This is a genomic window from Lysobacter cavernae (assembly GCF_042648505.1).
GTDB classification, from domain to species: Bacteria; Pseudomonadota; Gammaproteobacteria; order Xanthomonadales; family Xanthomonadaceae; genus Lysobacter_L; species Lysobacter_L cavernae.
On the sequence record NZ_JBHRXK010000002.1, the window covers coordinates 46,430 to 70,618 of the forward strand.

Annotated in this window: 23 protein-coding genes and 1 pseudogene; 12 read left to right on the forward strand and 12 right to left on the reverse strand. The window is 69.9% G+C overall.

Annotation, left to right across the window (positions count from 1 at the left end; translation table 11 throughout):
• Window positions 1–17: 17 nt before the first annotated feature.
• From ACFOLC_RS04645 to ACFOLC_RS04670, 6 genes are all read right to left on the reverse strand, one after another.
• A complete protein-coding gene (locus ACFOLC_RS04645) occupies window positions 18–1,637 on the reverse strand; it encodes a flavin monoamine oxidase family protein (protein WP_386758068.1) in 1,620 nt (539 codons plus the stop codon).
• Between the two features lie 135 nt (window positions 1,638–1,772).
• Window positions 1,773–2,534, reverse strand: coding sequence for an SH3 domain-containing protein (locus tag ACFOLC_RS04650; protein ID WP_386758070.1), 762 nt, complete (start codon window positions 2,532–2,534; stop codon window positions 1,773–1,775).
• Window positions 2,535–3,096: 562 nt separating this feature from the next.
• Window positions 3,097–3,786: a TorF family putative porin gene (locus ACFOLC_RS04655; RefSeq protein WP_386758071.1), complete on the reverse strand. Its 690-nt coding sequence runs from the start codon at window positions 3,784–3,786 to the stop codon at window positions 3,097–3,099.
• Between the two features lie 9 nt (window positions 3,787–3,795).
• Window positions 3,796–5,109 (reverse strand): S8 family peptidase, encoded by a 1,314-nt coding sequence (locus tag ACFOLC_RS04660; protein WP_386758072.1) that lies wholly within the window; start codon window positions 5,107–5,109, stop codon window positions 3,796–3,798.
• A 2-nt stretch (window positions 5,110–5,111) separates the two neighbouring features.
• On the reverse strand, window positions 5,112–5,762 hold the full coding sequence (locus tag ACFOLC_RS04665; RefSeq protein ID WP_386758073.1) for an anti-sigma factor family protein: 651 nt from the start codon (window positions 5,760–5,762) through the stop codon (window positions 5,112–5,114).
• 8 nt (window positions 5,763–5,770) lie between these two features.
• Window positions 5,771–6,403, reverse strand: coding sequence for an RNA polymerase sigma factor (locus tag ACFOLC_RS04670; protein ID WP_386758074.1), 633 nt, complete (start codon window positions 6,401–6,403; stop codon window positions 5,771–5,773).
• Between the two features lie 208 nt (window positions 6,404–6,611).
• Here ACFOLC_RS04670 and ACFOLC_RS04675 point away from each other — a divergent pair, with 208 nt between their 5' ends.
• Window positions 6,612–7,700, forward strand: a complete 1,089-nt coding sequence (locus ACFOLC_RS04675) for a TIGR03118 family protein (RefSeq protein ID WP_386758075.1) — start codon at window positions 6,612–6,614, stop codon at window positions 7,698–7,700.
• A 140-nt stretch (window positions 7,701–7,840) separates the two neighbouring features.
• On the opposite strand, the gene ACFOLC_RS04680 is transcribed toward ACFOLC_RS04675, so the two are convergent.
• From ACFOLC_RS04680 to groES, 3 genes are all read right to left on the reverse strand, one after another.
• Window positions 7,841–8,164 carry a hypothetical protein gene (locus ACFOLC_RS04680; RefSeq protein ID WP_386758076.1) on the reverse strand — a complete coding sequence of 108 codons (324 nt, stop codon included), beginning with the start codon at window positions 8,162–8,164 and terminating at the stop codon, window positions 7,841–7,843.
• A 416-nt stretch (window positions 8,165–8,580) separates the two neighbouring features.
• Window positions 8,581–10,221 (reverse strand): chaperonin GroEL, encoded by a 1,641-nt coding sequence (gene groL, locus ACFOLC_RS04685; protein WP_386758077.1) that lies wholly within the window; start codon window positions 10,219–10,221, stop codon window positions 8,581–8,583.
• Window positions 10,222–10,357: 136 nt separating this feature from the next.
• Window positions 10,358–10,645 carry a co-chaperone GroES gene (groES, locus tag ACFOLC_RS04690; RefSeq protein ID WP_386758078.1) on the reverse strand — a complete coding sequence of 96 codons (288 nt, stop codon included), beginning with the start codon at window positions 10,643–10,645 and terminating at the stop codon, window positions 10,358–10,360.
• Between the two features lie 550 nt (window positions 10,646–11,195).
• On the opposite strand from groES, the gene ACFOLC_RS04695 reads away from it, so the two are divergent.
• Window positions 11,196–11,618 carry a helix-turn-helix transcriptional regulator gene (locus ACFOLC_RS04695; RefSeq protein ID WP_386758079.1) on the forward strand — a complete coding sequence of 141 codons (423 nt, stop codon included), beginning with the start codon at window positions 11,196–11,198 and terminating at the stop codon, window positions 11,616–11,618.
• Window positions 11,619–11,748: 130 nt separating this feature from the next.
• On the forward strand, window positions 11,749–13,527 hold the full coding sequence (locus tag ACFOLC_RS04700; RefSeq protein WP_386758080.1) for an endonuclease: 1,779 nt from the start codon (window positions 11,749–11,751) through the stop codon (window positions 13,525–13,527).
• A 109-nt stretch (window positions 13,528–13,636) separates the two neighbouring features.
• Here the strand turns inward: ACFOLC_RS04700 and ACFOLC_RS04705 are convergent, their stop codons facing one another.
• Window positions 13,637–14,071, reverse strand: a complete 435-nt coding sequence (locus ACFOLC_RS04705) for a hypothetical protein (RefSeq protein ID WP_386758081.1) — start codon at window positions 14,069–14,071, stop codon at window positions 13,637–13,639.
• A gap of 111 nt (window positions 14,072–14,182) precedes the next feature.
• Here ACFOLC_RS04705 and cutA point away from each other — a divergent pair, with 111 nt between their 5' ends.
• From cutA to accC, 7 genes are all read left to right on the forward strand, one after another.
• Complete coding sequence (gene cutA / locus ACFOLC_RS04710) at window positions 14,183–14,524, forward strand: divalent-cation tolerance protein CutA (protein ID WP_386758082.1); 342 nt, start codon at window positions 14,183–14,185, stop codon at window positions 14,522–14,524.
• On the forward strand, window positions 14,517–17,036 hold the full coding sequence (gene dsbD, locus ACFOLC_RS04715) for a protein-disulfide reductase DsbD (protein ID WP_386758532.1): 2,520 nt from the start codon (window positions 14,517–14,519) through the stop codon (window positions 17,034–17,036). The genes cutA and dsbD overlap by 8 nt, the downstream gene beginning before the upstream one ends.
• Window positions 17,036–17,638, forward strand: a complete 603-nt coding sequence (locus ACFOLC_RS04720) for a TlpA disulfide reductase family protein (RefSeq protein ID WP_386758083.1) — start codon at window positions 17,036–17,038, stop codon at window positions 17,636–17,638. Before dsbD ends, ACFOLC_RS04720 begins: the two co-directional genes overlap by 1 nt.
• 133 nt (window positions 17,639–17,771) lie before the next feature.
• Complete coding sequence (aroQ, locus tag ACFOLC_RS04725; protein WP_386758084.1) at window positions 17,772–18,218, forward strand: type II 3-dehydroquinate dehydratase; 447 nt, start codon at window positions 17,772–17,774, stop codon at window positions 18,216–18,218.
• A 53-nt stretch (window positions 18,219–18,271) separates the two neighbouring features.
• The gene (gene accB / locus ACFOLC_RS04730) at window positions 18,272–18,739 is read left to right on the forward strand and encodes an acetyl-CoA carboxylase biotin carboxyl carrier protein (protein ID WP_386758085.1); all 468 of its coding nucleotides are present in this window, start codon (window positions 18,272–18,274) and stop codon (window positions 18,737–18,739) included.
• Window positions 18,740–18,762: 23 nt separating this feature from the next.
• The gene (locus ACFOLC_RS04735; RefSeq protein ID WP_386758086.1) at window positions 18,763–19,179 is read left to right on the forward strand and encodes a four helix bundle protein; all 417 of its coding nucleotides are present in this window, start codon (window positions 18,763–18,765) and stop codon (window positions 19,177–19,179) included.
• The gene (accC, locus tag ACFOLC_RS04740) at window positions 19,169–20,536 is read left to right on the forward strand and encodes an acetyl-CoA carboxylase biotin carboxylase subunit (RefSeq protein ID WP_386758087.1); all 1,368 of its coding nucleotides are present in this window, start codon (window positions 19,169–19,171) and stop codon (window positions 20,534–20,536) included. Before ACFOLC_RS04735 ends, accC begins: the two co-directional genes overlap by 11 nt.
• A gap of 215 nt (window positions 20,537–20,751) precedes the next feature.
• Here the strand turns inward: accC and ACFOLC_RS04745 are convergent.
• Window positions 20,752–21,102: pseudogene (locus tag ACFOLC_RS04745) on the reverse strand (hypothetical protein); the annotation flags it as partial.
• Entirely contained in the window at window positions 21,099–22,082 is a 984-nt protein-coding gene (locus ACFOLC_RS04750) for a hypothetical protein (protein ID WP_386758088.1), read from the reverse strand. The pseudogene ACFOLC_RS04745 and the gene ACFOLC_RS04750, both read right to left, overlap by 4 nt.
• A gap of 286 nt (window positions 22,083–22,368) precedes the next feature.
• Between ACFOLC_RS04750 and prmA the strand changes: the two genes are divergently transcribed.
• Entirely contained in the window at window positions 22,369–23,289 is a 921-nt protein-coding gene (prmA, locus tag ACFOLC_RS04755; protein ID WP_386758089.1) for a 50S ribosomal protein L11 methyltransferase, read from the forward strand.
• Between the two features lie 33 nt (window positions 23,290–23,322).
• Entirely contained in the window at window positions 23,323–24,132 is an 810-nt protein-coding gene (locus ACFOLC_RS04760) for a DUF3426 domain-containing protein (RefSeq protein ID WP_386758090.1), read from the forward strand.
• The last annotated feature ends 57 nt before the right edge of the window (window positions 24,133–24,189 follow it).

The window sequence follows — 24,189 nt, forward strand, 5'->3', positions numbered from 1 at the left end:
CGGCGTGCCGGGCCGCGCTACGCGGCCTGGCGCAGCCCCAGGCGCGCCAACACCGCCCGTGCCGCCGCCTCGCCGGACTCGCAGCCTCCCTCCATGAAGCCCTGGGTGTCGAGCGCGCAGTGCTCGCCCGCGAAATGCAGGCCGTCGACCGATTCGCCAATCGCGCCGCGCAGGCTCGACCAGTCGCCGGGGCGGAAGCAGAGGTAGCTGCCGAGCGACCACGGATGCGAGGGCCAGTGGAAGCGCGCCTCGCGTCCGCGCCCGCGCGCAGACGCGATGCCCGGGAACACGCGCTCGAGGCTGGCGGTGGCGCGCGCGGCCTGTTCCTTCGGCGTGCCCTGGCCGAGCTCGATGCCATGGCGGCCGCCGGTGAAGTTGGTGAGCACGCCGCCGCTGCCGGCCTGCTTGCGCGAGGTGTCCCACGTGGTCTGGTACGCCAGGTCGCTCATCGAGGCGCCGTTCGCGTCGTGCTCGCGCCACACGCGCCGGTCGTAGCCGATCATCAGCTTGGCGTTGCTGCCGTAGGCGGCGGTCTCGATCGCGCGGCGCTTGGCCGCCGGCAGTTCGAGCGCGAGTTCGACCTGGCGCAGCAGGGTCAGCGGCAGCGCGAGGATCACCTGCCTGGCGCGCACGTCATGCGAGGCTGCACCACGCCGGAACGTGAGCGTGTAGCCGTCGGCGTCGCCGCGAAGCGCCTCGAGCACATAGCCGGTCTCGATCGCCCCGGCGAGCCTGTCGCCGAGGCGCTTCGGGATCAGGTCGTTGCCGCCGCGGACGTGGAAGCGTTCGTCGCTTTCGCCGAACACCTTGAACGCATCGGGGTCGTCGGTGCCGATGAAGGTGAGCAGGTTCAGCGCCGACTGCTCGCCGATCTCGAGCCCCATCTCGGTGGTGTAGGCAACATCGATCAGCTTGCGCAGCCAGCCGGATACGCCGTTGTCGTCGAGCCATTGCGCGATCGAGCGCGCATCGAGCGCACGAAACGCGGGATTGCTGTCGCGATGGTCAAGGTCGCCGTCGCCCAGCGCTGCGACATCGCGCTCGATCGCGGCGGCCACCGGCACGAAGGCTTCGACGATCTCGCGCTCGCCGATGCGGCGGCCGTCGAAGTACCAGGTGTCGTGCGCGGTCTCGCCGTCGAGCAGGTCGTCGAGCGTCAGGCCGAGCTCCGCGGCGAGCGCGCGGATGTGGACATGGTCGCTGTCGATCAGCTCGCCGCCGAGCTCGATCACCGGGCCATCGCCGCTCCTGTCGAGCGTGAAATGGTCGCGCAGGCTCAGCATGCGTCCACCGATCCGGTTCTGCGCCTCGAACACGCGCGCCGCCACGCCCTGCTGGCGCAGCCGCCAGGCCGCGGTCAGCCCGGCGATGCCGGCGCCGACGATCACCACCTCACCGCCGCTGGCATCGGGCTGCGGCAGCTGGGTGCAGCCGGCCAGCACCAGCGCCGCGCCCGCCCCCTGCAGCAGGCGACGGCGCGTGGCATCGACGCGCAAGGCGCGACCACGCTCGTAGAACTCGTCGAGCGGCGACGGCGCGTGGCGCGCCGCCTGCGCGATCCGCGCGGCACGGCGCAACAGATGGAACAGCGGGGTGCGCGACATCGGCGGCTCGATCGAACGCGGGGCGGTGTCCATTGCACGCAATCGCGCCGCCGGACCGGCCATGCGCCGGCATGACGGCGGCGATACCGGACACGCCGGCCGACGTCCGCGTCCACGCGGTCTCGTCAGCCGGTCGGATGCGGATGCACCCTCGCCCACCGTCCTGCTTCAGTTCCTTCTCGCCGGCAGCAGGGTCTGCCAGAAGAAGCCGTTCTGGAACGAGAGGAAGAAGCTCAAGGCCACCGCCACGCCGCTTTCGAACACGTAATCGCCGGTCTGGAGCATGGAGATGCACGCGATCGGCGCGGCGATCACCGCCTTCATGAAATTGGCCGGCTTGGCGACCTCGACCGACAGGATCTTCCAGGTCAGTTTCGATCCGTGCTTTTCGATGACGTCGTAGACCACCTTGCCAACCATGCCCAGCAACACGAACACCAGCGCGACCAGCCGCAGCGCCTGCTGGTCGACCGATGCGCCCGCGACTTTCCGCGGCAATCCGTCGTCCATCGGGCTGGCGGCGACGGTGCCACCGGGGGCCGCTGGCGCGGCCACGGCCGTGGCTATCAGGCCGAAGGAAAAGAACGCCGGCTCCCTGCGGGTCGATCCGTCGCCGGGCCGCAGCCACCCGGAATAGACCCAGCCCTGGCGCCCGTCGTATTCGATCCGGTACCACAGCCGTTGGTCGACAATGCCGACCGTCCTTTCCTCGCATACGGTCACGCGGGTATTCGGCGGCAACGACTCCAGCACGCCCGCCTGCTGCCAGCCTCCGCCCGTGGAGAACGTCGGGGCATCGGCATGGACGTTGATCTGCCCCACGGTATAGGCGGCCCTTGGGCACTGGGCGCCTGCCAGTGGCACGACGGCCAGCAGCAGTATGCCGAGCAGGGCCAGCCAGCTGTTCCTGTTTTGCCTGGTGATGTTCATTGCGATGCTCCCAATGCGGTTGTATTCGACGCAGCAGGCCAGGCTGCTGCCGGTTCACTGCCATGACAGGCCATCGACCAGGTGCAAGCACGGACCACGCGACCCGTTGCCGGCCGCCGGCACGGTTCGCCCGAGGTCTTCACGGGCCGCCTTCACCTGCGCTCGTGGCCTCAGCCGGATCCGTCGAACGCGCTGCGCGCCCGCAGCACCCGCCGGAGCGGGCGCGACCAGACCGGAACCACCGGTCCGGTCATGCGGCTGCGGGCCCGTGCCAGCGGTGGCAACGCCCGGCGCCAGCGCGATCGCCAACAGGCACAGGGTCAAGCTGGATGTCATGGCAGCGTCCTCTCGCAGTGGCGCAGCCCTGCGCCGTGTCGCGTCCTGCATGAGAGTGATACGCCGTCCGCAGCGGCGATGACCGGCCGTTGGCGACGCACTGCGCACATCCTCGGCATTGCGGAAGCAATCCCTCACAAACCTCATCAAGACAGCCGCCGCCCGGCGGTTCGCTACGACGGTGAGCATCGGATCGGCGGATCGCGGCGCTGCCCGTCGGCGGCGACTACCAGGCGCGCGACAGGCTCAAGACCCAGCCCGAGCGGTCGGCCGGGCGGGCGCTGGGATAGATCGGGAAGCGCCCGCCGTGGCCCTCGCTCAGCACCCAGGCCAGCTGCAGATCGAACCCGCTCAGGGCCAGCCCGATGCCGGCGCGCAGATCGAAACGCTCGCGCTCCAGGGGCAAGGCCGTCTCGCCAGCGCCGCGGCGCAGCCAGCCCAGGTGCGCGAGCAGGCGCGTGCGCTCGGACAGCGCGTGCGTGCCATTGAGCTCGGCATAGACCACGGGCACCCCGCCGAAGTGGCGGGCGAAGTAGAACCTTGCGCCGAGGTGCTCGGAGGCCAGGCCGACGTAGAGCTCCGGGTAGTCGTAATCGGACGCGCCGACCAGCATCGCGTATTCGACGCCGGCCTCCCAGCTGAGGCCGTTGCGCAGGCGCCAGGCATGGCCGAGGTAGGCCAGCAGCTGCGCATCGCCGCCGACCTGCGGCGCGGGCCGGACGCTGGAGGCGAAGGCGCCCGCGTACCAGCCGTCGGGGTGGTCGTAGGCGATGCCCAGTTGCAGCGCCGGGCGGTCATCGCTGAGGGAAACGCCGCGGAAGCGGTAGTCGGACACCACCGCGACGTTGCCCGAGACCTGGGCCTGGGCGGTGCTGGCGAACAGCAAGGTCCACAGTGCGACGGCACCACGCGGCACGGGCGGCTCTCATCGGCGCGGCCTCGCACTCGCCGTGGGCGCTGCAACGCAGTCGCAGGCGCAGCGTTGCGCCACGCGCACGACCGCGGCACACGCGTCGATCAGCGTCGGCCGCCTCGACGCCAAGCCTAGCCCAGGTGCCGGGGCCAGCGCAGCGCGCAGTTGTGTGGCGCGCAGGCGCGGCGACAGCTCGCGCAGCAACGCCACCAGGCCGCTGACCTGCGCGGCGGCGTAGGACGGGCCGGACACCAGCGTCCAGCCGCCGCCGGGCGTGGGCGCGGGGATGCCGCGGTCCGGCGCCAGCAGCACGCCGGGGCGGGCGCCGTGATCGTGCACGCCGGCCACCGCCAGCACGCCGGGATGGGCGGCCGGAAACCCGCCATCGTCGACATCCACATCGACCGCGGCGACCACGGTCACGCCGCGCTGCAGCGCGGCGTCCAGCAGGCGCGCCAGCAGCCGGTCGTCGGCGCCGGTCAGGCTGAGGTTGAGGACCTGCGCGTCCGCATCCAGCGCGAACTGCAACGCCTTGGCCAGGGTGAAGCTGCTGCACGCGGCCGCGCCGTCCGCGCCCGGCGACTGCCAGCACGCCCGCAGCGCCAGCAGCCGTGCCTGCGGCGCGACCCCGGCGATACCGATGCCGTCGTCGGAGCGCGCGCCGATGATGCCGGCGACTTGCGTGCCGTGCGTCTCCGCCGGTGTGGCACCGCCATCGACGAAGTCGCGCGTGACCGCCACCTGCCCGTGCAAATCGGGATGGTGGACGTCCACGCCCGTATCCAGCGCGGCGACGACGACGCGCCTGCCGGTCGCCAGCGTGTGCAGTTGGCGCAGGTGCCAGCGGGCGACCGCAGGCTGCGCGGCAGACAACGGATCGCCGGCGCCAAGCCGACCCGCGCCCCGCAGGCGGAACAGTTGCATGGGCTGCACCGACTCCACGCGCGGATCGGCTGCCAGTCGCGGCACGATGCGGGTGCGCGCATCGCCGCTCACCGCCTCCAGCACGAAGCAATCCAGCCCAAGCGCCGGCATCGGCCAGTCGTCGCGCAGGCGCAGGCCGTGCTCACGGGCAAGCTCGCGGGCGATGCGTCGGCGCGCGTGGCGTCCGGGCGCGGTCTGGTAGTCGCCGGCATAGTCCGCGTCGGGGCGGAAATGCGGCGGCGGTGCGCGCAACATCAGCAGCAGTTGCCGCTCGGCCATCGCCTGCTCCGGCGTCGCAGCGGACGAGCTCGGCGCGAGCGCCAACCGCGATGGCGATGGCGGCACGTCCGCAGCAGTCGCTACCGCCAGGCACAGCAACGCGAGGAGCACGGCCGCGCGCATGCTCAACGCCGCTCGCGCGGGCCCAGGCTTTCAACCAGCACCACGCCGGGCGCGGCGCGCAGTGCCTCGCGCACGGCCGCTGCGCGCGCGGCCGGCACCGCCAGCACGTAGGCGCCGGCGTCATTGGGACCGTCGACGATGCGCGCCTGGCTCGCCCGCAGCAGGCGCTGCATCTGCGCCTGTTCGATCTGCGGATCGAACACGACCGCCAGGTGGTGGACGTCGACGGCGGGAGCCGGCGCCGCAGCTTCGCCCAGGGTGCGGTACATCGCAGACGGTGAGCCGCCGCCCAGCAGCAAACCCGTCAGCACCAGCATCACCGCACACTGCGCCGCCACGGTGCAGCGCAGCCAGGTCGGCGTTGCCGCCCATGCCTCGCGCACGGCGCGCCACCGCGGCCACGACGCTCGCACCACCGGTGCCCGCAGCCGATGCCGCAGTCGTCGCAACGACGGCGTCGCATCGGGCACCGCCGCAGCCTCGGTGCAGGCCCGGTGCAGCGCGCGCAACTGCTCGACCTCGCGCTGGCACCGCGCGCATTCGGCCAGGTGGCACTGCACGCGCGCGAGTTCGTCACCGTCCAGCGTCGCGTTGACGAACCACGGCAGCAGCCGCTCCGCCTCGCTGTGCGCCGAGCCTTCGAAGGGAAGCACGCGTCCGCTCACATGGCCTCCTCGTGGCTGTCACCCAGCAGCGTCCGCAGCCGGCGCCGCGCGTAGAACATCCGCGTCTTCACCGTATCGACCGGGCAGTCCATGATCTGCGCGATCTCGCGGCAGGCGTAGCCGAGGTAGTAGGTCAGCTCGATCACCGCGCGTTGCTCCGCCGACAAGGCCCGCATCGCCTGGTCCAGCTGCGCGCGCAGTTCCCGCTGCTGCAGGGCGCCATCCGGGCCGACCTGCGGCGACTCCTGCAGCGCCTGCGCGCCGGGCTCAACCGCGTCGTCGACCTGCCGCAGCGCCTTGAGCGCCTGCCGGTAGGCGATGCCGAAGATCCAGGTCGACACCTTCGCGCCCGGGTCGTAGCTGTGCGCGCGGCGCCACACCACCAGCATCGTGTCGTCGAGGATTTCCTCGACCAGCGCCGGCCGTCGCGTCATGCCCTGCAGGAAACGGGTCAGGCGCGGGTGGTAGAGGCGGTACAGCGACTCGAACGCGTCGATCTGCTCGGCGGCGACGCGGCCCATCAGGGCGACCTCGTCACGTCCGTCGCCATCACGTCCGTCACCGTCACGCGCGGCAGCGCCCGCGGTGGCCGGCCCTGCATCGCGGTGTGGGTCCGACCTGGTCGCCATGCGCCTCGTCCTCGCCCTCATCACCGTCGATACCCGCGGCGGCGGTTCCGGTTCAATCCTGCGCCTGTGCACGCGCGGGCGTGTTGTCGGCGCGTGAGGGTGAACCGATGGCGTCCGCACCGGCATACACGGCTTGCAGCGCAGTTTTTGCCCTGCAAAGGCGGCGCTGGCACGCCGCGCCTCCCCCCGCAAACCAAGGAGTCCCCACATGAAGCCGCTTGCAAGCCTCCGCGCGCGCGTCTGCGCGCCCCTCGCGCTCGCCTTCGCCCTGGTCCTGGCCGCAGCGCCTGTCGCGGCTGACGTGCGCTACGCGCAGCGCAACCTGGTATCCAACGGCGCCATCCCCGCCGAGCACACCGATCCCAACCTGGTCAACGCGTGGGGCGTCGCGTTCAACCCGTTCGGCGTCGTCTGGGTGGCCAACGCCGGTTCCGGCACCTCCACGCTGTACGACGGCGACGGCAACATCCAGTCGCTGGTCGTGCAGATCCCCTCGCCCACCGCCGCCACCGGCGGCGCGCCGACCGGCATCGTGTTCAACGCCTCGGGCGGGTTCACGGTCAGCCAGGGCGCGGCGACCGGGCCGAGCCGTTTCATTTTTGCCACCGCACAGGGCGTCATTGCCGGCTGGGCGCCGAACGTCAACCTGCTCAACGCGATCCGCCGGGTCGACAACTCCGCCGGCGGCGCCAGCTACACGGGCCTGGCGCTGAGTGCCGGCGGCAGCGGCCAGCTGCTGTATGCCGCCGATTTCCGCAATGCGCGGGTGGACGTGTTCGACGCCTCGTTCAATCCGGTGGCCTTGCCGGCGGGTGCGTTCGCCGATGCCCGGATCCCGGTCGGCTATGCCCCGTTCGGCATCCACGCCATCGGCGGCAACCTCTACGTCACCTATGGCCTGCAGGACGCGAACAAGACCCGCGTGATGCGCGGGCCCGGGCTCGGCTTCGTCAACGTGTTCACCCCCAACGGCCAGCTGATCCGCCGCGTGGCCTCGCGCGGCAGTCTCAACGCGCCGTGGGGCGTCACGCTGGCCCCGGCCGGGTTCGGCACCTTCAGCAACGCGCTGCTGATCGGCAACTTCGGCGACGGCCGCATCAATGTCTACGAGCCGGTGTTCGGCTTCCCGCTGGGCAGCCTGCGTGACCGCCACTTCCGGCCGATCGTGATCGATGGACTGTGGGGCCTCGCCTTCGGCAACGGTTTCGCCAACCAGCCGGTCAACACGCTGTTCTTCGCCTCTGGCCCGAACAACGGCACGAACGGGCTGTACGGCCGCCTCGACACGATTCCCTAGCGTTACCGGCACGGTGTTGGCCGCGACCACGAAAAACCCCGCCGTATGGCGGGGTTTTTCGTGCCCGACATGCCTGCCGGTCGGATCTCCAGCTTGCCCACGCGACCATCGCCCGATCGGGCGGTGATCGCGCCGCAGGCTCAGCTCCTGCGATCGCGCTGGATCACGACCACCACGACCCGGCCGTCGACCTCACGCGTCAAGCGCATCGGCTTGCCGGCCAGCAACCCCTGCACGAACTCGTCGCCCAGCGCGCGGGCAATCTTGCGCTCGATGCGGCCGTGGTCGGAGCGGAACTCGTAGTAGGTCAGTGGTGACCAGCCCATCAACATGCGCACTTCGTATTCGGTGATTCCGGCCGCTTCAGCCAGCGCGCGGCTTTGTCCGTCGCCCGCGACCGCTGCGGCAGGCAGTGCACCGGCGGCCAGCGCCAGCATCAGACCGATTGTCAGCTTGTTTTTCATGTCAGTGTCCTCGTTCGGCGCCAGGTAGACGCTGGATGGTCATCCCCCTGCATCACTTGCATACGCGCTTTTACGCGGGTCCGACGCGCCGCCCGGCGACCCAAGGGACATGCAAACAGGTAGCGCACAGCGTCCATCGAAAGACCTCACAACCCTCGCACTTCCATCGCATATGGCGGTGGCCGGCCTGTCCGGGGCATCCCCGAACGGGCACCGGCATCGCAACGCCGGCACATCGTATTTAGGCCCGTGCCGGCGCCGGCGAAAGTGCAGCAAGGCCCCGTTACCGTTGGCATCCCCGGCGTTGCGCCGACGAACGGCAGGCTTGTGAGCTGCCCGGCACCGGAGCTCGCGCGCAAAGAAAAACCCCGCCTGGCGGCGGGGTTTTTCGTGTTGCGTATGTGCTCAGTTGCGATTTAGAAATCCATGCCGCCCATGCCGCCCATGCCACCGCCGCCCGACATCGCCGGCTCGTCCTTCTTCGGCAGCTCGGCAACCATCGCTTCGGTCGTGATCATCAGGCCGGCGATCGACGCAGCGTTCTGCAACGCGGTGCGGGTGACCTTGGTCGGGTCCAGGATGCCGGCTTCGAGCATGTCGACGTACTCGCCGTTGGCGGCGTTGTAGCCGAACGCGCCCTTGCCTTCGATGACCTTGTTGAGGATGACCGACGGCTCTTCACCGGCGTTGGTCACGATCTCGCGCAGCGGCGCTTCCATCGCGCGCAGGGCGATCTGGATGCCGTGGTTCTGGTCCTCGTTGGCACCCTTGAGGTTGGCGATCGCGGCCTTGGCACGCAGCAGCGCGACGCCGCCGCCCGGCACGATGCCTTCCTCGACGGCGGCACGCGTGGCGTGCAGGGCGTCTTCGACGCGCGCCTTCTTTTCCTTCATCTCGATCTCGGTCGAAGCACCGACCTTGATCACCGCCACGCCGCCGGCCAGCTTGGCCACGCGCTCCTGCAGCTTCTCGCGGTCGTAGTCGGAGGAGGTCTCCTCGATCTGCGCCTTGATCTGCTTGATGCGGGCCTGGATGCCTGCGCCGTCGCCGGCGCCGTCGATGATGGTGGTGTTCTCCTTGGAGACCTGCACCTTCTTGGCACGGCCGAGGTCGGCGATGGTCGCCTTCTCGAGCTGCAGGCCGACTTCCTCGGAGATCACGGTGCCGCCGGTCAGCACGGCCATGTCTTCGAGCATCGACTTGCGACGGTCACCGAAGCCCGGCGCCTTGACGGCGCAGACCTTGACGATGCCGCGGATGGTGTTGACCACCAGGGTCGCCAGCGCTTCGCCTTCGACTTCCTCGGCGACGATCAGCAGCGGCTTGCCGGCCTTGGCCACGCCCTCGAGGACGGGCAGCAGGTCGCGCACGTTGGAGATCTTCTTGTCGTACAGCAGGATGAACGGATCATCCAGCTCGGCCGACATCGACTGCTGGTTGTTGATGAAGTACGGCGACAGGTAGCCGCGGTCGAACTGCATGCCCTCGACCACGTCGAGCTCGTTCTCCAGGCCCGAACCGTCTTCAACGGTGATCACGCCTTCCTTGCCGACCTTGTCCATCGCCTGCGCGATGAGGTCGCCGATGTTGGTGTCCGAGTTGGCCGAGATCGCGCCGACCTGGGCGATTTCCTTGCTCGTCGACGACGGCTTGGAGAGCTTCTTCAGCTCGCTCACGGCCTCGACCACGGCCTTGTCGATGCCGCGCTTGAGGTCCATCGGGTTCATGCCGGCGGCGACCGCCTTCATGCCCTCGCGGATCAGCGCCTGCGCCAGCACGGTGGCGGTGGTGGTGCCGTCACCGGCGTTGTCGGAAGTCTTGGACGCGACTTCCTTCACCATCTGCGCGCCCATGTTCTCGAACTTGTCGCTCAGCTCGATCTCCTTGGCGACGGACACGCCGTCCTTGGTGATCGTCGGCGCGCCGTAGCTCTTCTCGAGCACGACGTTGCGGCCCTTCGGGCCGAGGGTGGCCTTGACGGCATTGGCGAGCACGTTGACGCCGCGCACCATCTTTGCGCGCGCGTCCTCACCGAAACGGATTTCTTTGGCAGCCATTGGTGGAACCTCGTGATGAGTGATTCGTGATTGGTGATTCGGAAAAGCGAGAAGCGACGGATTCGTGCGGGACGGTGATGACGGAGCAGGCTTGCTCTTACGAATCACCAATCACGAATCACGCCGTGATCGGCTATCAGCCGAGCACGGCAAAAATGTCGTCTTCCTTCACCACCAGGTATTCGGTGCCGTCGAGCTTGACCTCGGTGCCGCTGTACTTGCCGAACAGCACCTTGTCGCCGACCTTGACCACCGGCGCGCGCACGCTGCCGTTGTCGAGCACCTTGCCCGCGCCGACGGCAACGACTTCGCCCTTGATCGGCTTCTCGGTGGCGGAGTCCGGGATCACGATGCCGCCGGCGGACATCTTTTCTTCTTCCATGCGCTTGATGACCACGCGGTCGTAGAGCGGCTTGATATTCATGGCAACAGCCTCCGAGGAGCGTACGTAAGTGGTTGAACGGGTGGGAAAAGTCGCGAAATTTTAGCAGTCGCCCGAGACGAGTGCCAACGCCGCGTGCAAAAGAAGCCCGGCGAACCGGGACTGACGGGAAGATGGGGCGCGCGCCGGGGCTTTCAAGGCCTGGCGGAGAAAACCTGAGGCGAGGACATCGGAACCAATGGGGCCCGTGGTGCAGGAACAAAAAAGGAGCGCGTCCCGTGGAACGCGCTCCCTTGGTACGGAGTAGGCCGTCCTCTGCACGGCGCTGTCCTGCGCCCGTCCCCCGAACCGACGCCCTGTCGATGCCGACTTCCGTGTCAGCGAAGGGCAATCTTGTTCATTCCGCGTCACTTCGGCCAGTGCTTCGGGTGTGATCAAATGCCTAGTATCGGTAGCGGTTGCCGCTGAAATTCACATGAAACTATTGATTAAGCTTAGAAAAGTGCGATCGCCATGCTATCAATAGCGCACAAGCTTAGGTGTATATCGTTCGCCTGGTGAGTAAAGGTCGCTCCTAGAAGGAAGCCCAGTCATGACCCCACAGCAACGCATCCGCCTGGCCCGCCGCCACGCCGGGCTGTCGCAGGCCGCCCTTGGCGCGGCGGTCGGCGTGCAGCGCAGCGCGGTCGGCCACTGGGAGGCCACCCAGGGCAAGCACCCGAGCGCCGCCCACCTGCGCGAAGTCGCGCTGGTCACCGGGGTGCAGTTCGAGTGGCTGGCCACCGGCCGCGGCAAGATGAGCCTGTCGTCGGACACGGCGCTGGATTCGGTCGCCGCGGCCGACGCGACCCTGGTCGACGACCCGCTGGAGCTGCGCCTGCTGGCCGCGTTCCGCGAGGCACCGACGCGGGCCAAGGCACCGCTGGTCGAGGTCGTCGAGCAGCTCGCCGAGCTGCGCACTGGCCGCACTCGTCCCCGTGTCGGCGCCGGCGGCAACGCCCACGGCGAGCGTTAGCCCCGACGCAGCCGCTTGCTGCTATCGCCGGCCGTATTCGGACGCGCATCACATAGCCACCGCGCCGCGTCCCGGACCGCCCGAACTGTCATCGGCCGCGCCGTATAGTCGGCACTGGATCGCAAGGAGCATGTCCGTGTCTCATCACTCGTCTGCCGTGGCAAGGGCGCTGGGTTGCGCCTGTCTGTTCGTGGGTGGCGTCGTCCACGCCGAAGTCTTCATCAACGAGCTGCATTACGACGACGCCACCGCCAGCGGCGACGTCGGCGAGCGCATCGAGGTGGTCGCCACCGCCGGCGAGTCCCTCAGCGGTTACCGCCTCTACCTGTACAACGGCGCCACGCCGTCGGCGGCCACCACCTACGACAACGACCCGCTGCCGGCCGGCAGCGCGGTCAGTTGCGGCGGCAGCGTGCGCATCGCCACGGTCAGCTACCCCAGCAACGGCCTGCAGAACGGCGCCAACGACGCGCTCGCCCTGGTCGATGCCAGTGGTGCGGTGGTGCAGTTCCTCAGTTATGAGGGCACGGTCACGGCGTCCAACGGCCCGGCCGCGGGGCGCAGCAGCGTCAACCTGCCGGTCAGCGAATCGGCATCGACCGCCGCCGGCACCTCGCTGCAGTTGGGCGGCAACGGCGGCCGCTACAGCGACTTCAGCTGGCGCGCCTCGGCCACGCAGACCTTTGGCGCCTGCAACCACGGCCAGAGCTTCGCCACGGCCAATCCGGCGCCGACGGTCACCGCCACCACGCCGGTCGACGGCGCCAGCGACTTCCCGGCCGCGGGCGAGCTGTCGGTCAGCTTCAGCGAAGCGGTGACGCTCACCGCCGGCGCCTTTGCGCTGCAGTGCACGCAGTCCGGCACGGTCGCGCTGAGCCATCCGGGCAGCGGCAGCAGCTTCATCATCTCGACCGGCACCGCGCTGCACGCCGGCGAAAGCTGCAGCCTGACCATCAGTGCCGCGCAGATCAGCGACAGCGGCGGCGCGCACCCGGCACAGGACCGTGTGATCGACTTCAACGTCGCCACGGGCGGTGGTGGCGGCGGCGATTACTACGCCCGCGTCAACACCGGCAGTGGCGCCAGCCAGCTGCGCTGCTCGCTGCACGCGACCATCCAGGGCCACACGGTCTACCCGTACAGCGGCGGCACCAGCAACACCTGGAGCATCCTGGAGATCGCCGACGAGGACCCTAACAACGCCGGCCGCGTCCTCGACGCCTACCGCAACCGCAGCTACCTCAAGGTCACCGAGCGCGCCGGCAGTGGCAGCGGGCTCAGATACAACCGCGAGCACACCTGGCCCAACTCGCTCGGCTTCGGCAGCACCACCGGTGACAAGGGCCTGCCGTACGCGCCCTACACCGACACCCACATGCTGTACCTGACCGACGCCACCTGGAATTCCGATCGCGGCAACAAGCCCTACGCCGATTGCACCGTGGCAGGCGGCTGCGGCGAGCGCATCACCGAAGCCAACGCCGGCCACGGCGGCGGCAGCGGTGTCTACCCGGGCAACTCCAACTGGGTGAAGGGTCCGGACGGCAACGGCGGCTCGTTCCAGGTCTGGGGCCACCGCCGCGGCGACATGGCACGCGCCGTGCTCTACATGGCGATCCGTTACGAGGGCGGCACGCACCCGGGCACCGGCCAGGGCGAGCCCGACCTGGAGCTCACCGACGACCGCAGCAAGATCGTCATCACGTCCGCGTCGCCGGCCTACATGGGCCTGCTGTCGACGCTGCTGGCCTGGCACCAGGCCGACCCGCCGGACGCGGCCGAGCGCGAACGCAACGAGGTGATCTACAGCTTCCAGGGCAACCGCAACCCGTTCATCGACCACCCGGAATGGGCGAGCGCGGTGTTGTTCACCTCGAGCCAGCCGGCGAGTTGCCAGCTGGCGAACTGAGGGCTTCGGCCGGGGCTCGGCCCGTGCCGCAAGCACGGGTCGACCTTGACGGGCAGCGGCTTTCACCAGCCCCTGCGGCCGATGGCCCCAAGGCGGTGCGGTTACCCGCTCAGCGGTTCAACAGCCGCTTCACCGCCGCGGGCGGCAGCGCCGCGCAACCGGGCGTGGGTTCGAATGCCGCGGCGACCGGCTCGCCGTCGTGCACCAGTTGCAATCGCCGCGGCGTGTGGCCCGCTTCCAGGACCAGGCTCCAGACCGCACGGATCGTGCCCTGCATCGGCGGCTCGTCGAGCACCTGGCCGGCGTCGTCGACGAAGACCGGACCGTTGACCGCCCACACCGTATCGACCGCCGGGTCGGCGTCGCGCGCCGTCATCGCCCCGGGGTCGGCCACGCAGTCCAGCGCCTGCTCGCAGGCGGTCTCGACCAGGACCAGCCGCGTCGTGCCGGCGACTTCGTAGCAGGCGCCGCGCACGCCCTGGGCGGCGGCCGGCAGGGTGGCGGCCACGCTCAGGAACAGGGCCAAGGGCAGGTTGCGGATCATGGTCGTCCCCCAGGAAGGTCGTCGGCGCCGGCAGACTACGCCATCGACGCCGGCCGCGGCGAGCCGGGCCATTCGCCCGCGCCGGGGGCGGAGGCTACACTGGCGCCCCTCATGCCCACGCCTCCCGCCTCGCCCGTACGGCTGGTTCTCAGCAGTTGCCCGGACCCGCAAACCGCCGCCACGATCGCCTCGGCGCTGGTCGAGGAGCGCCTGGCCGCCTGCGTGAGCACACTGCCCGGGATGCAGTCGACTTACCGCTGGCAGGGCACGCTCGAGCGCAGCGACGAGGTGCTGCTGTTGATCAAGACCACCGCGCAGCGCCAGGACGCGCTGATCGCACGGCTGCAGGCCCTGCACCCGTATGAACTGCCGGAGGCGATCGCGGTCGAAGCCCTCGGCGGCCTCGCCCCGTACCTGCATTGGGTGGCCGAACAGACCCGTGACGATGACTGAAGAAAACCTGCCTTTCCGCGGCCGCCGCCTGCGCGCCGGCCTGCTCCGCCTCGGCCTGGCCGGCCTCGCCGCCCTGTTCGGTCTCACCGGCCCCGCCGCGGCCGCGATCGACGAAGACGACCTGCTGCCGGTCGACCAGGCCTTCGTGCTCAGCGCCCAGGCCACGGCCGCCGATCGCATCGCGATCCACTGGCAGGTCGCCGACGGCTATTACCTTTATAAGCACCGGATCTCGGTGCAGGCCGATGCCGGCTTCGCCGCGCAGCCGCTGCAGCTGCCCAAGGGCAAGGCCTACGAGGACGAGTTCTTCGGCAAGGTCGAGACCTACCGCCAGGCCGTCACCGCGACCCTGCCGGGCCAGGCCCGCGCCGAGCACGTCACCCTGAAGATCAAGTACCAGGGCTGCGCCGACGCCGGGGTCTGCTACCCGCCGCAGACGCGCAATGTCAGCGTGGCCTTGCCGGTCGCCGCATCCGCTGCCCCGGCCGGGCCGGTGGTCGCCTTCGGCGCCCAGCGCGGCGGCAATGCGCCCTTGACCGGCGGCCTGCTCGGTGGCGCCGCCGGCAGCGAGGCGCTGCCGCTGCCGCCGGAACAGGCATTCGGCTTCGAAGCCATCGCCGGCGACGGCAACACGCTGCTGCTGCGCTTCACTCCGGCGCGCGGCTATTACCTGTACCGCGACAAGACCTCGCTGAAGCTGGATGCGGCCGCGGCGAAGGCGGGCATCGCGCTGGGCCCGCCGCGCTGGCCGAAGGGCGTCGCCCACCGCGACGAACATTTCGGCGATGTCGTCGTCTACTTCGACCAGATCGACGTGCCGGTGGTGCTGACACGCAGCCGCGCCGAGGCTGCGGACCTGCGACTGACCGCGGGCTTCCAGGGCTGCCAGACCGACGGCATCTGCTACCCGCCAATGACGCGCACGCTGACGCTGGCGCTGCCGGCGGGAGTGGTTTCATCGCCCACGGCTGTCGCCCCCAAAGGGAACCTCCTTCGCGGCGCAGGAGCGGCTTCAGCCGCGTCCGGCGAAGCCAGCGCAGCAAGCAGTGCGGATACCGGGGGCGCGGCCCGTGCGGCCACCGGTCTTCCGGACGGAGGCGCCACGACCGAAGCGGTGCCTGCACGCGCGACGGAAAGATCAGGGCAGGAGCTCGCGGCTGAAGCCGCTCCTGCGCCGCGAAGAAACTCCCCTTGGGGGGCCGCGGACAATGACGCGGGCCTCGCCGAGGACAGCCGCCTAGCCAAGGCCCTGTCCGGGCCGAACCGCTGGTGGGCGCTGGCGAGCTTCTTCGGCTTCGGCCTGCTGCTGTCGTTCACGCCGTGCGTGTTGCCGATGATCCCGATCCTCTCGGGCCTGATCGCCGGCCACGGCCCCGGCCTGGGCGCGCGCCGCGCGTTCGCGCTGTCGTTCGTCTACGTGCTGGCCAACGCGCTGGTGTTCACCGCTGCCGGCGTGGTCGCCGGCCTGGTCGGCGCCAACCTGCAGATCGCGTTCCAGAACCCGTGGGTGATTGCCGCCTTCGCCGCGCTGTTCCTTGCCCTGGCCCTGTCCAGCTTCGGCCTCTACGAGCTGCAACTGCCGGCGGCGCTGCGCAACAAGCTGGGCTCGATGAGCGACCGCCAGCGCGGCGGCTCCTGGCTCGGCGTGGCGGTGATGGGCGCGCTGTCGGCGCTGATCGTCGGCCCCTGCGTGGCGCCGCCGCTGGCAGCCGGGGTGCTCTACATCGGCCAGACCCAGGACCCGGTGTTCGGCGGCGCGGCGCTGTTCCTGCTGGCGATGGGCATGGGCGTGCCGCTGCTCGCGTTCGGCGTCGCCGCCGGCCGCGGCCTGCCGACCAGCGGGCCGTGGATGGTCGCGGTGCAGCGCGCGTTCGGCTTCGTCTTCCTCGGCTTGGCGGTATGGATGCTGTCGCGGGTGCTACCGGGACCGGCCGCGCTGGCGCTGTGGGGCGTGCTGCTGCTGGCCGCCGCCGCCGCAGTGGCGCTGGCGCTCAAGCCGCTGCGGCGCGACGGCGCGCGCGTGCTCGGCTGGACCGCGGCCTTGCTGCTGGGCCTGCTCGGCACCGCGCAGCTGGTCGGTGCCATGGCCGGCAGCCGCGACCCGCTGCAGCCACTCGCCGGCCTGCGCAGCGCCGGCACGCAGACCCGCGAGCTGCCGTTCCGCAAGATCAAATCGCTGGCCGACCTCGACCGCGAGGTCGCCGCCGCCCGGACTGCCGGCAAGCCGCTGCTGCTCGACTTCTATGCCGACTGGTGCGTGGCCTGCAAGGAGATGGAGAAGTACACCTTCCCCGAAGCTTCCGTGCAGCGGGCGCTGACCGGCTTCGTTCTGCTCAAGGCCGACGTCACCGCCAACGACGACACCGACCAGGCCCTGATGCAGCGCCTGGGCATCATCGGCCCACCGGCGACGCTTTATTACATCGACGGCAGTGAGCGCCGCGAATTGCGCCTGTTTGGCTTCGAGGCCGCGGACAAGTTCGTCGAACGCGGGCAGCGGGCGACCCGCTGATGGCGCTGGGCCCGACCACCAAGGTGCTGCTGGTCGCGGCCGCGGCCGCCGTGCTCGGCGCCGTCGCCGGCCTCTGGCTCAACGGCCCCGGCCCGCTGCTGCGCAGCGAGATCGGCCAGCGCGCGCTGCAGAGCGTGGTCAATGCCGGTGCGCCGCCGGCGCCGGCCGGCCTGGCCATCGCCGGTCGCGGCGAAGCCATGCCGCCGCTGTCCCTGCCGACCCTCGATGGCGCGACGGTGGCGTTGCCGGCGGCCTACGCCGGCCGGCCGCTGCTGATCAACTTCTGGGCCAGCTGGTGCGGGCCGTGCATCGAGGAAATGCCGGAACTCGACCGCTTTGCGGCCGCCCAGGCCGGCAACGGCACGCAAGTGGTCGGCATCGCGCTGGACGACGCCGACGCCGTGCGCGCCTTCCTGCAGCGCATCCCGGTGCGCTATCCGGTGCTGCTCGACCAGGCCGGCCCGCGCGACAGCAGCGTGCAGCTGGGCAATCCGAAAGGGGTTTTGCCCTACACCGTGTTGATTTCGGCCGACGGCCGCCTGCTCCGGCAGAAGATCGGCCCGTTCCAGGCCGGGGAAATCGACGGCTGGGCGCAGAATTAGAGCGGCCACTCAAACAACTGCTTAAATCGCGACAAGTTCGGCGATATGGCGTCGAACTTCTAGACACCCTGCCGGCCTTCGCGCACACTGCCGGCCTTTCGCCCGTTCCCGAGGGCGAACGCACGGTCCCGCGATGGCGAAGCTGCTGGTACTGCACGGCCCCAACCTCAACCTGCTCGGCACCCGCGAGCCGGAGGTCTACGGCCGCGCCACGCTCGCCGACATCGACGCCGACCTGCGCGCCCGCACCCTCGCCGCCGGCCACGACTTCGACAGCGTGCAGACCAATGCCGAGCATGTGCTGGTCGACCGCATCCAGGCCGCGCGCGGCGACGGCACGGCGCTCATCCTGATCAACCCGGCGGCCTTCACCCACACCAGCGTGGCGATCCGCGACGCCCTCGCGGCGGTCGCCATCCCGTTCATCGAAGTCCACCTGTCCAACCCGCACCGCCGCGAACCGTTCCGCCACACCAGCTACTTCAGCGACCTGGCCGTGGGCGTGATCTGCGGCTTCGGTGCCGACAGCTACCGCTACGCGCTCGACGCCGCCCTGGCGCGGCTGGCCGACGCCCCCTGAACCCCATCACGACCCCGCCCTCGGTTCGAGGGCACTGACCAGAGGCCCGCTTCATGGACCTGCGCAAAATCAAGAAACTCATCGACCTGCTCGAGGAATCCAACCTCGCCGAGATCGAGATCAAGGAGGGCGAAGAGTCGGTGCGCCTGGCACGCACGCCCAAGGGCATCGCCGTCGCCGCGCCGGTGCTGCACGCCGCGCCGGTCGCCGCCCCGGTGATGCCGATGCAGGGCCCGACCGAGGCCGCCACCGGCGGTCACGCCAAGCCGCAGGCCGACCTGCCCGAAGGCCACGTCGTGCGCGCACCGATGGTCGGCACCTTCTACGCCTCGCCGGCACCGGACAAGCCGGCCTTCGTCAGCATCGGCCAGACGGTCAAGGCCGGCGAGACGCTGGGGATTATCGAGGCGATGAAGATGTTCAACCCGATCGAGGCCGACGTCGCCGGCACCGTGCTCAAGATGATGGTCGAGAGCGGCCAGCCGATCGAGTTCGACCAGCCGCTGTTTGTGATTGGCTGAGAAGCCGGGATTCGTGATTCGTGATGGGTGATTCGGACAAGCGACCGCACCAGCGCCTGGATGTATGGCATGACGCCATGGACTTGGTCGCTGCGGTCTATGCGTATTCGGCGCAGTTTCCAGCGGACGAACGCTTCGGCCTCACCTCCCAGGTGAGACGCGCCGCGATCAGTGTGCCGTCCAACATCGCTGAAGGGGCAGCGCGCAAGTCCCGCAACGAGCTACATCGCTTCCTCTCGATCGCCCGCGGATCACTCTCGGAACTCGATACACAGCTTCTGATCGCCGCTCGCTTGGAATTCGGCACTACGCCAATCGAACTGGACCAGATATTGGACCGCACATTCGCCAGGCTGAATGCGCCGATGACGAGCATCGCCGCACGCATGGACGAATCACCCATCACCAATCACGAATCACGGCCCTCCCATGCTCGATAAAGTCGTAATCGCCAACCGCGGTGAAATCGCGCTGCGCATCCTGCGCGCGTGCCACGCGTTGGGCATCCGCACGGTCGCGGTGCACTCCACCGTCGACCGCAACCTCAAGCACGTCGCCATGGCCGACGAGTCGGTCTGCATCGGCCCGGCGCCGTCGACCGACAGCTACCTCAACATGGCGCAGATCATTGCCGCCGCGGAGGTCACCGACGCCCAGGCGATCCACCCGGGCTACGGTTTCCTCAGCGAGAACGCCGACTTCGCCGAGCGCGTGGAGCAGTCCGGCTTCATCTTCATCGGCCCCAAGGCCGACACCATCCGCCTGATGGGCGACAAGGTCGAGGCGATCCGCGCGATGAAGGCCGCCGGCGTGCCGTGCGTGCCCGGCAGCGGCGGCCCGCTCGGCGACGACGCGGTGACCAACACCAAGATCGCACGCGAGATCGGCTACCCGGTGATCGTCAAGGCTGCCGGCGGCGGCGGCGGTCGCGGCATGCGCGTGGTCCACACCGAGGCCGCGCTGGTCAACGCCATCGCCACGACCAAGGCCGAGGCCAAGGCCGCGTTCGGCAACGACATGGTCTACATGGAGAAGTTCCTGGAGAACCCGCGCCACGTGGAGATCCAGGTGCTGGCCGACGGCCAGGGCCACGCCATCCACCTGGGCGAGCGCGACTGCTCGATGCAGCGCCGCCACCAGAAAGTCGTCGAGGAAGCACCGGCGCCGGGCATCACGCCCGAGCAGCGCGCGCAGATCGGCAAGGTCTGCGTCGAGGCCTGCCTGCGCATCGGCTACCGCGGCGCCGGCACGTTCGAGTTCCTGTACGAGAACGGCCACTTCTATTTCATCGAGATGAACACCCGCATCCAGGTCGAGCACCCGGTCACCGAGATGGTCACCGGCATCGACCTGGTGCGCGAGCAGCTCAACATCGCCGCCGGCCACAAGCTGGCGATCAAGCAGAGCGACATCGTGCTCGAGGGCCACGCCATCGAGTGCCGCATCAACGCCGAGGACCCGGACACGTTCATGCCGTTCCCCGGCCTGATCCAGCACTTCCACGCCCCGGGCGGCCCCGGCGTGCGCGTCGACAGCCACATCTACGAAGGCTATCGCGTGCCGCCGAACTACGACTCGATGATCGGCAAACTCATCGTGCACGGCCCCGACCGCGAGACCGCGATCGCACGCATGCGCGTGGCGCTGAGCGAAATGGTCGTGGACGGCATCAAGACCAACATCCCGCTGCAGCAGCGCATCCTGTCCGACGTCGGCTTCCAGCAAGGCGGCATGAACATCCACTACCTCGAGAAGCGGCTCAAGGAGCAGAAGGAAAAGTCGATCTCGATCGTGTGATGGTTGCGGCCCTCTTCCGCTCGCGGGAGAGGGCACGCCTGCCGATCACGGGCGACGGCTCACGACGGTGGCCGATGGCGCGCACCCCAGGCGCGGATGCTTCCTGGCCGCTCGACGGCCGCCCGCTGCCGCGGCTACTGCCGCTGAACCTTGTCGGAGACGGACGACTGCGAGCCATCGTGGTCGGCCCGCGGCTGCGCCGGGTCCGACTTGGGCGCGCGCTGCTGGGTGCCGGCGATCGGCTGCACGCCGCTGCTCGCGGACGGGCTGACGACCATCACGTACTCGCTCGAGCCGTCCGGCCAGACCACCCGGAAGGTGCTGCCCGGGGACAGCGTCGCGAACGGTGCGCCGCTGCGCGCGCGGTACACCGCCGCGACCTGCGCCGCCCCGGTCATGCGTACCTCGTCGGACGACTGCACCGTGGTCACCGCGACCTGCGACAACTCGCGGTAGTCGTCACCGAGCACGTCGATCACCACCCCGGCCGCGGCGACCGAGTAGGTGGCGAACAGCAGCACCCAGAAATACCGTTTGACCTTGTCCACGAAGCGCACGTTCTTCATTTCATTACCCTCTCCTCGCCCAACAGCGAGGTGACCATGTCATTGACCACGTCGGCGCCTTGGCGCGGGACCGCGGCGTCGTAAACGAAGCTGGGGAAATCCTGGCCGGCATCGCGCGAACAGATGCCGCCATTGGCGCAGTAGTTCGTCATCAGGGCGCCCTCGGGGCCGCAATCCAGGCCCAGGCGGCATGCCGCGAGTTGCCAGGCGAGCTCGGCGAACTGCGTGCCCGCCACCTGCTCGGAGAACGCCGAGCGCCCGTTTGCGGCGATGCCCATGCCCGGCGACAGCGCGGCATACGCCTCCGGATCCTTCGACTGCTGCACGCGCTCGACCAGAGCGTGCTTGTACGGGTCGTCGCTCTTGAGCGGCTTGCCCATTGCCAGCAGCGCGGCCTCGGCTGCCAGGCTGCCGGCTTCGGCGGCTTCGACCCGCTGCAGCAGGATCGCCCGGTAGGACAGGTCGTCCTCCGGCACGAAGCGCGCGCAGCGGCGGCTGACGCGATTGCGCGCGGTCACCAGCGCCGCGGACGTGCGCAATCCCATGTCGCCAAACACCTGGGTGTCCTTGGCATAGGCGGCCGGGGCCACGGCGTAGCCGGCACAGTAATCGTAGACGCGGCTCAGCATCCAGATCGCGTCGGGCTCCTTGGCCTGCACCGCCGGGGCCAGCCGCTGCGCGAACGCATACAGGTCGGTGGCTGCTTCAAAGTCGCGGCGCAGGCTCGGCGGGCGCTGCGGCGTGATCGCGCCGTCGTCGCGCACGGCGACATCGCCGCGCGTCCCCAACGATGCCGGCGACAGCGCGGCGCCGGTCGCCACGACCGCGTTGGCCGCCGCCTCCTGATGGCGCGACACAGTCCAACCGCCGCGGTACAGCAGCAGGCCCGCGAGCAACGCCAGCGCCACCAGCACGCCCAGCTTGCGCGTGCGCGGCTGCGCCCACGCCGGGGGTCTTGCCCTGGACTGCGATGTCAGCACCTCGGACACCTACGTCGGCCCTCGCCATGAAGCCATGAAAATCCACACTGCCGCGACCGCCATCCCGCGCGGCCCCGCTGACCGGCAGCCTGGCGCAAGGCCCGTGCAGCCCCGTGATCGCCACGGCTCCCGGCCGTTGAAGAACGGCCATCTTAAAGCAATGCACCCCGGCGCCTGCCGCCATCAACCTGAATGCGGCATCGGCGCGCCTTCACGCCAGGCAGCCGCTCTTTACGCCACCGCACGCGCGCTCCACCATGCCCGCCTCGCAACACGCCTTGACCCCATGCCCTACCTCGAACTCACCCTGTCCTGCACCGAATCCCAGCAACCGCGCTACGAGCGCGCCCTGGAAAGCGTCGGCGCGCTCGCGGTCACGTTGGCCGACGCCCATGCCGACGCCCCCGACGAGCAGGCGATCTTCGAGCCGGGCGTCGGCGAGACGCCGTTGTGGCACGAGTTGACCCTGACCGCGCTGTTCGAGGCCGACACGCCGCGCGAACTGCTGCTGCATGCGCTCAGCGCCAGCGACGAAGGCCTGGACTGGTCGCAGGTCGCGTTTCGTGAGGTCGCCGACCAGGACTGGGAGCGCGCCTGGATGGACCAGTACGTGCCGCTGCAGTTCGGCACCCACACGTGGATCGTGCCGTGGAACCACGACCTGCCCGACGGCGCCGATGCCGACGACGCGGCCGTGGTGCGGCTGGACCCGGGCCTGGCCTTCGGTTCGGGCACGCACCCGACCACCGCACTGTGCCTGCAGTGGCTCGACACGCTCGCCGACGAAGGCGCGCTGCGCGACGCGCGCGTGCTCGACTTCGGCTGCGGCTCCGGGATCCTCGCACTGGCCGCGCTCAAGCTCGGCGCCGCCTCCGCGGTCGGTGTCGACAACGACCCGCAGGCGCTGCTCGCCACCGGCGACAACGCGCAGCGCAATGGCGTCGGCGATCGCCTGGCGGTGTACCTGCCCGAAGACGAACCCGCCATGACCTATCCCGTCGTGGTCGCCAACATCCTCGCCTCGGCGCTGGTCGCACTCGCCGACACACTCGCCGCGCGGGTCGCACCCGGCGGCCGCATCGCCCTGTCGGGCATCCTCGCCGGGCAGGAGCACGAAGTACTGGCGCGCTATGCCGAGACGTTCGACGACCTGCGCGCGCAGCGCCTCGAAGACTGGATGCGCGTCACAGGTGTGCGCCGCCGCTGACGGGGCCGGCATTCGGCATGATTGAATAAGCCCATGTTCGTGCCCTGCCCCCATTGCGGCTATCTGGTTGCGCTGATCGTCTCGCAGGGCGGTCCGGCGCAGCGCTGCCCACGCTGCGATCAACCGGTGCAGGCCGACAGCACCGCGGTGAATCCGCCGGTCGAGCCCCTCCTCTCCGAACCGGCTCCGGCACCGGTGCAGATCACTGCGGACAGCCCCCTCGCCCCGACTCTCGACGTCGCCCCGCCCGCGCTCGAGGAGGCCATCGTGGCGTCGACCGGCAGCACCGGCACGGCCCGTGCACGGGCACGCCCGTCGCGCCCGCGCAAACGCAACGCGCCGAGTTTTGCGCGGGCGCAGGCACCGGTCGTGCCACCGCGCACGCACTGGCGCTGGTACGCCGCGACCGCGATCGCGCTGCTGTTGCTGGCGCTGCAACTGGTGCTGGCGCAGCGCCAGGAGCTGGCCGCCGACGCGCGCTCCCGCCCGTTCGTCGGCGCGCTGTGCCGCGTGCTGCAATGCGCGCTGCCACCGTGGCGCGAGCCGTCCGCATTCACCATGGTCACGCGCAACGTGCAGCCCAAGCCCGGCGCCACCGGCGTGCTCACGGTCAGCGCCCACTTCCGCAACGACGCGCGCTGGCCGCAGCCGTGGCCGACGCTGTTGCTGAGTCTGTCCGATGCCGACGGCCGCCAGGTCGGCCTGCGCGCGTTCACTGCAGACGAGTACCGCGGCAAGAAGCACGCCGACGACCTGCTGTCGCCCGGCCAGGACACGGCCGTGCAATTCGACGTACTCGAACCGGCACCGCGCATCGTCGCGTTCACCTTCGACTTCCGATAATCGGACGTCGGTCGCGTTGCCGGCGGTGACAACGCCGCGCTAGACTCCCCCTCCCGT

Bases quoted from the DNA above. Each gene is read 5' to 3' on its own strand.
- prmA (WP_386758089.1), top strand. From the start codon at position 22,369: ATGCCCTACCTCGAACTCACCCTGTCCTGCACCGAATCCCAGCAACCG.
- ACFOLC_RS04720 (WP_386758083.1), top strand. From the start codon at position 17,036: ATGGCGCTGGGCCCGACCACCAAGGTGCTGCTGGTCGCGGCCGCGGCC.
- accC (WP_386758087.1), top strand. From the start codon at position 19,169: ATGCTCGATAAAGTCGTAATCGCCAACCGCGGTGAAATCGCGCTGCGC.
- ACFOLC_RS04695 (WP_386758079.1), top strand. From the start codon at position 11,196: ATGACCCCACAGCAACGCATCCGCCTGGCCCGCCGCCACGCCGGGCTG.
- ACFOLC_RS04735 (WP_386758086.1), top strand. From the start codon at position 18,763: ATGGGTGATTCGGACAAGCGACCGCACCAGCGCCTGGATGTATGGCAT.
- ACFOLC_RS04670 (WP_386758074.1), bottom strand. From the start codon at position 6,403: ATGGCGACCAGGTCGGACCCACACCGCGATGCAGGGCCGGCCACCGCG.
- ACFOLC_RS04675 (WP_386758075.1), top strand. From the start codon at position 6,612: ATGAAGCCGCTTGCAAGCCTCCGCGCGCGCGTCTGCGCGCCCCTCGCG.
- dsbD (WP_386758532.1), top strand. From the start codon at position 14,517: ATGACTGAAGAAAACCTGCCTTTCCGCGGCCGCCGCCTGCGCGCCGGC.
- ACFOLC_RS04680 (WP_386758076.1), bottom strand. From the start codon at position 8,164: ATGAAAAACAAGCTGACAATCGGTCTGATGCTGGCGCTGGCCGCCGGT.
- ACFOLC_RS04760 (WP_386758090.1), top strand. From the start codon at position 23,323: ATGTTCGTGCCCTGCCCCCATTGCGGCTATCTGGTTGCGCTGATCGTC.
- ACFOLC_RS04705 (WP_386758081.1), bottom strand. From the start codon at position 14,071: ATGATCCGCAACCTGCCCTTGGCCCTGTTCCTGAGCGTGGCCGCCACC.
- ACFOLC_RS04660 (WP_386758072.1), bottom strand. From the start codon at position 5,109: ATGCGCGCGGCCGTGCTCCTCGCGTTGCTGTGCCTGGCGGTAGCGACT.
- ACFOLC_RS04650 (WP_386758070.1), bottom strand. From the start codon at position 2,534: ATGAACATCACCAGGCAAAACAGGAACAGCTGGCTGGCCCTGCTCGGC.
- aroQ (WP_386758084.1), top strand. From the start codon at position 17,772: ATGGCGAAGCTGCTGGTACTGCACGGCCCCAACCTCAACCTGCTCGGC.
- accB (WP_386758085.1), top strand. From the start codon at position 18,272: ATGGACCTGCGCAAAATCAAGAAACTCATCGACCTGCTCGAGGAATCC.
- cutA (WP_386758082.1), top strand. From the start codon at position 14,183: ATGCCCACGCCTCCCGCCTCGCCCGTACGGCTGGTTCTCAGCAGTTGC.
- ACFOLC_RS04700 (WP_386758080.1), top strand. From the start codon at position 11,749: ATGTCCGTGTCTCATCACTCGTCTGCCGTGGCAAGGGCGCTGGGTTGC.
- ACFOLC_RS04645 (WP_386758068.1), bottom strand. From the start codon at position 1,637: ATGGACACCGCCCCGCGTTCGATCGAGCCGCCGATGTCGCGCACCCCG.
- groL (WP_386758077.1), bottom strand. From the start codon at position 10,221: ATGGCTGCCAAAGAAATCCGTTTCGGTGAGGACGCGCGCGCAAAGATG.
- groES (WP_386758078.1), bottom strand. From the start codon at position 10,645: ATGAATATCAAGCCGCTCTACGACCGCGTGGTCATCAAGCGCATGGAA.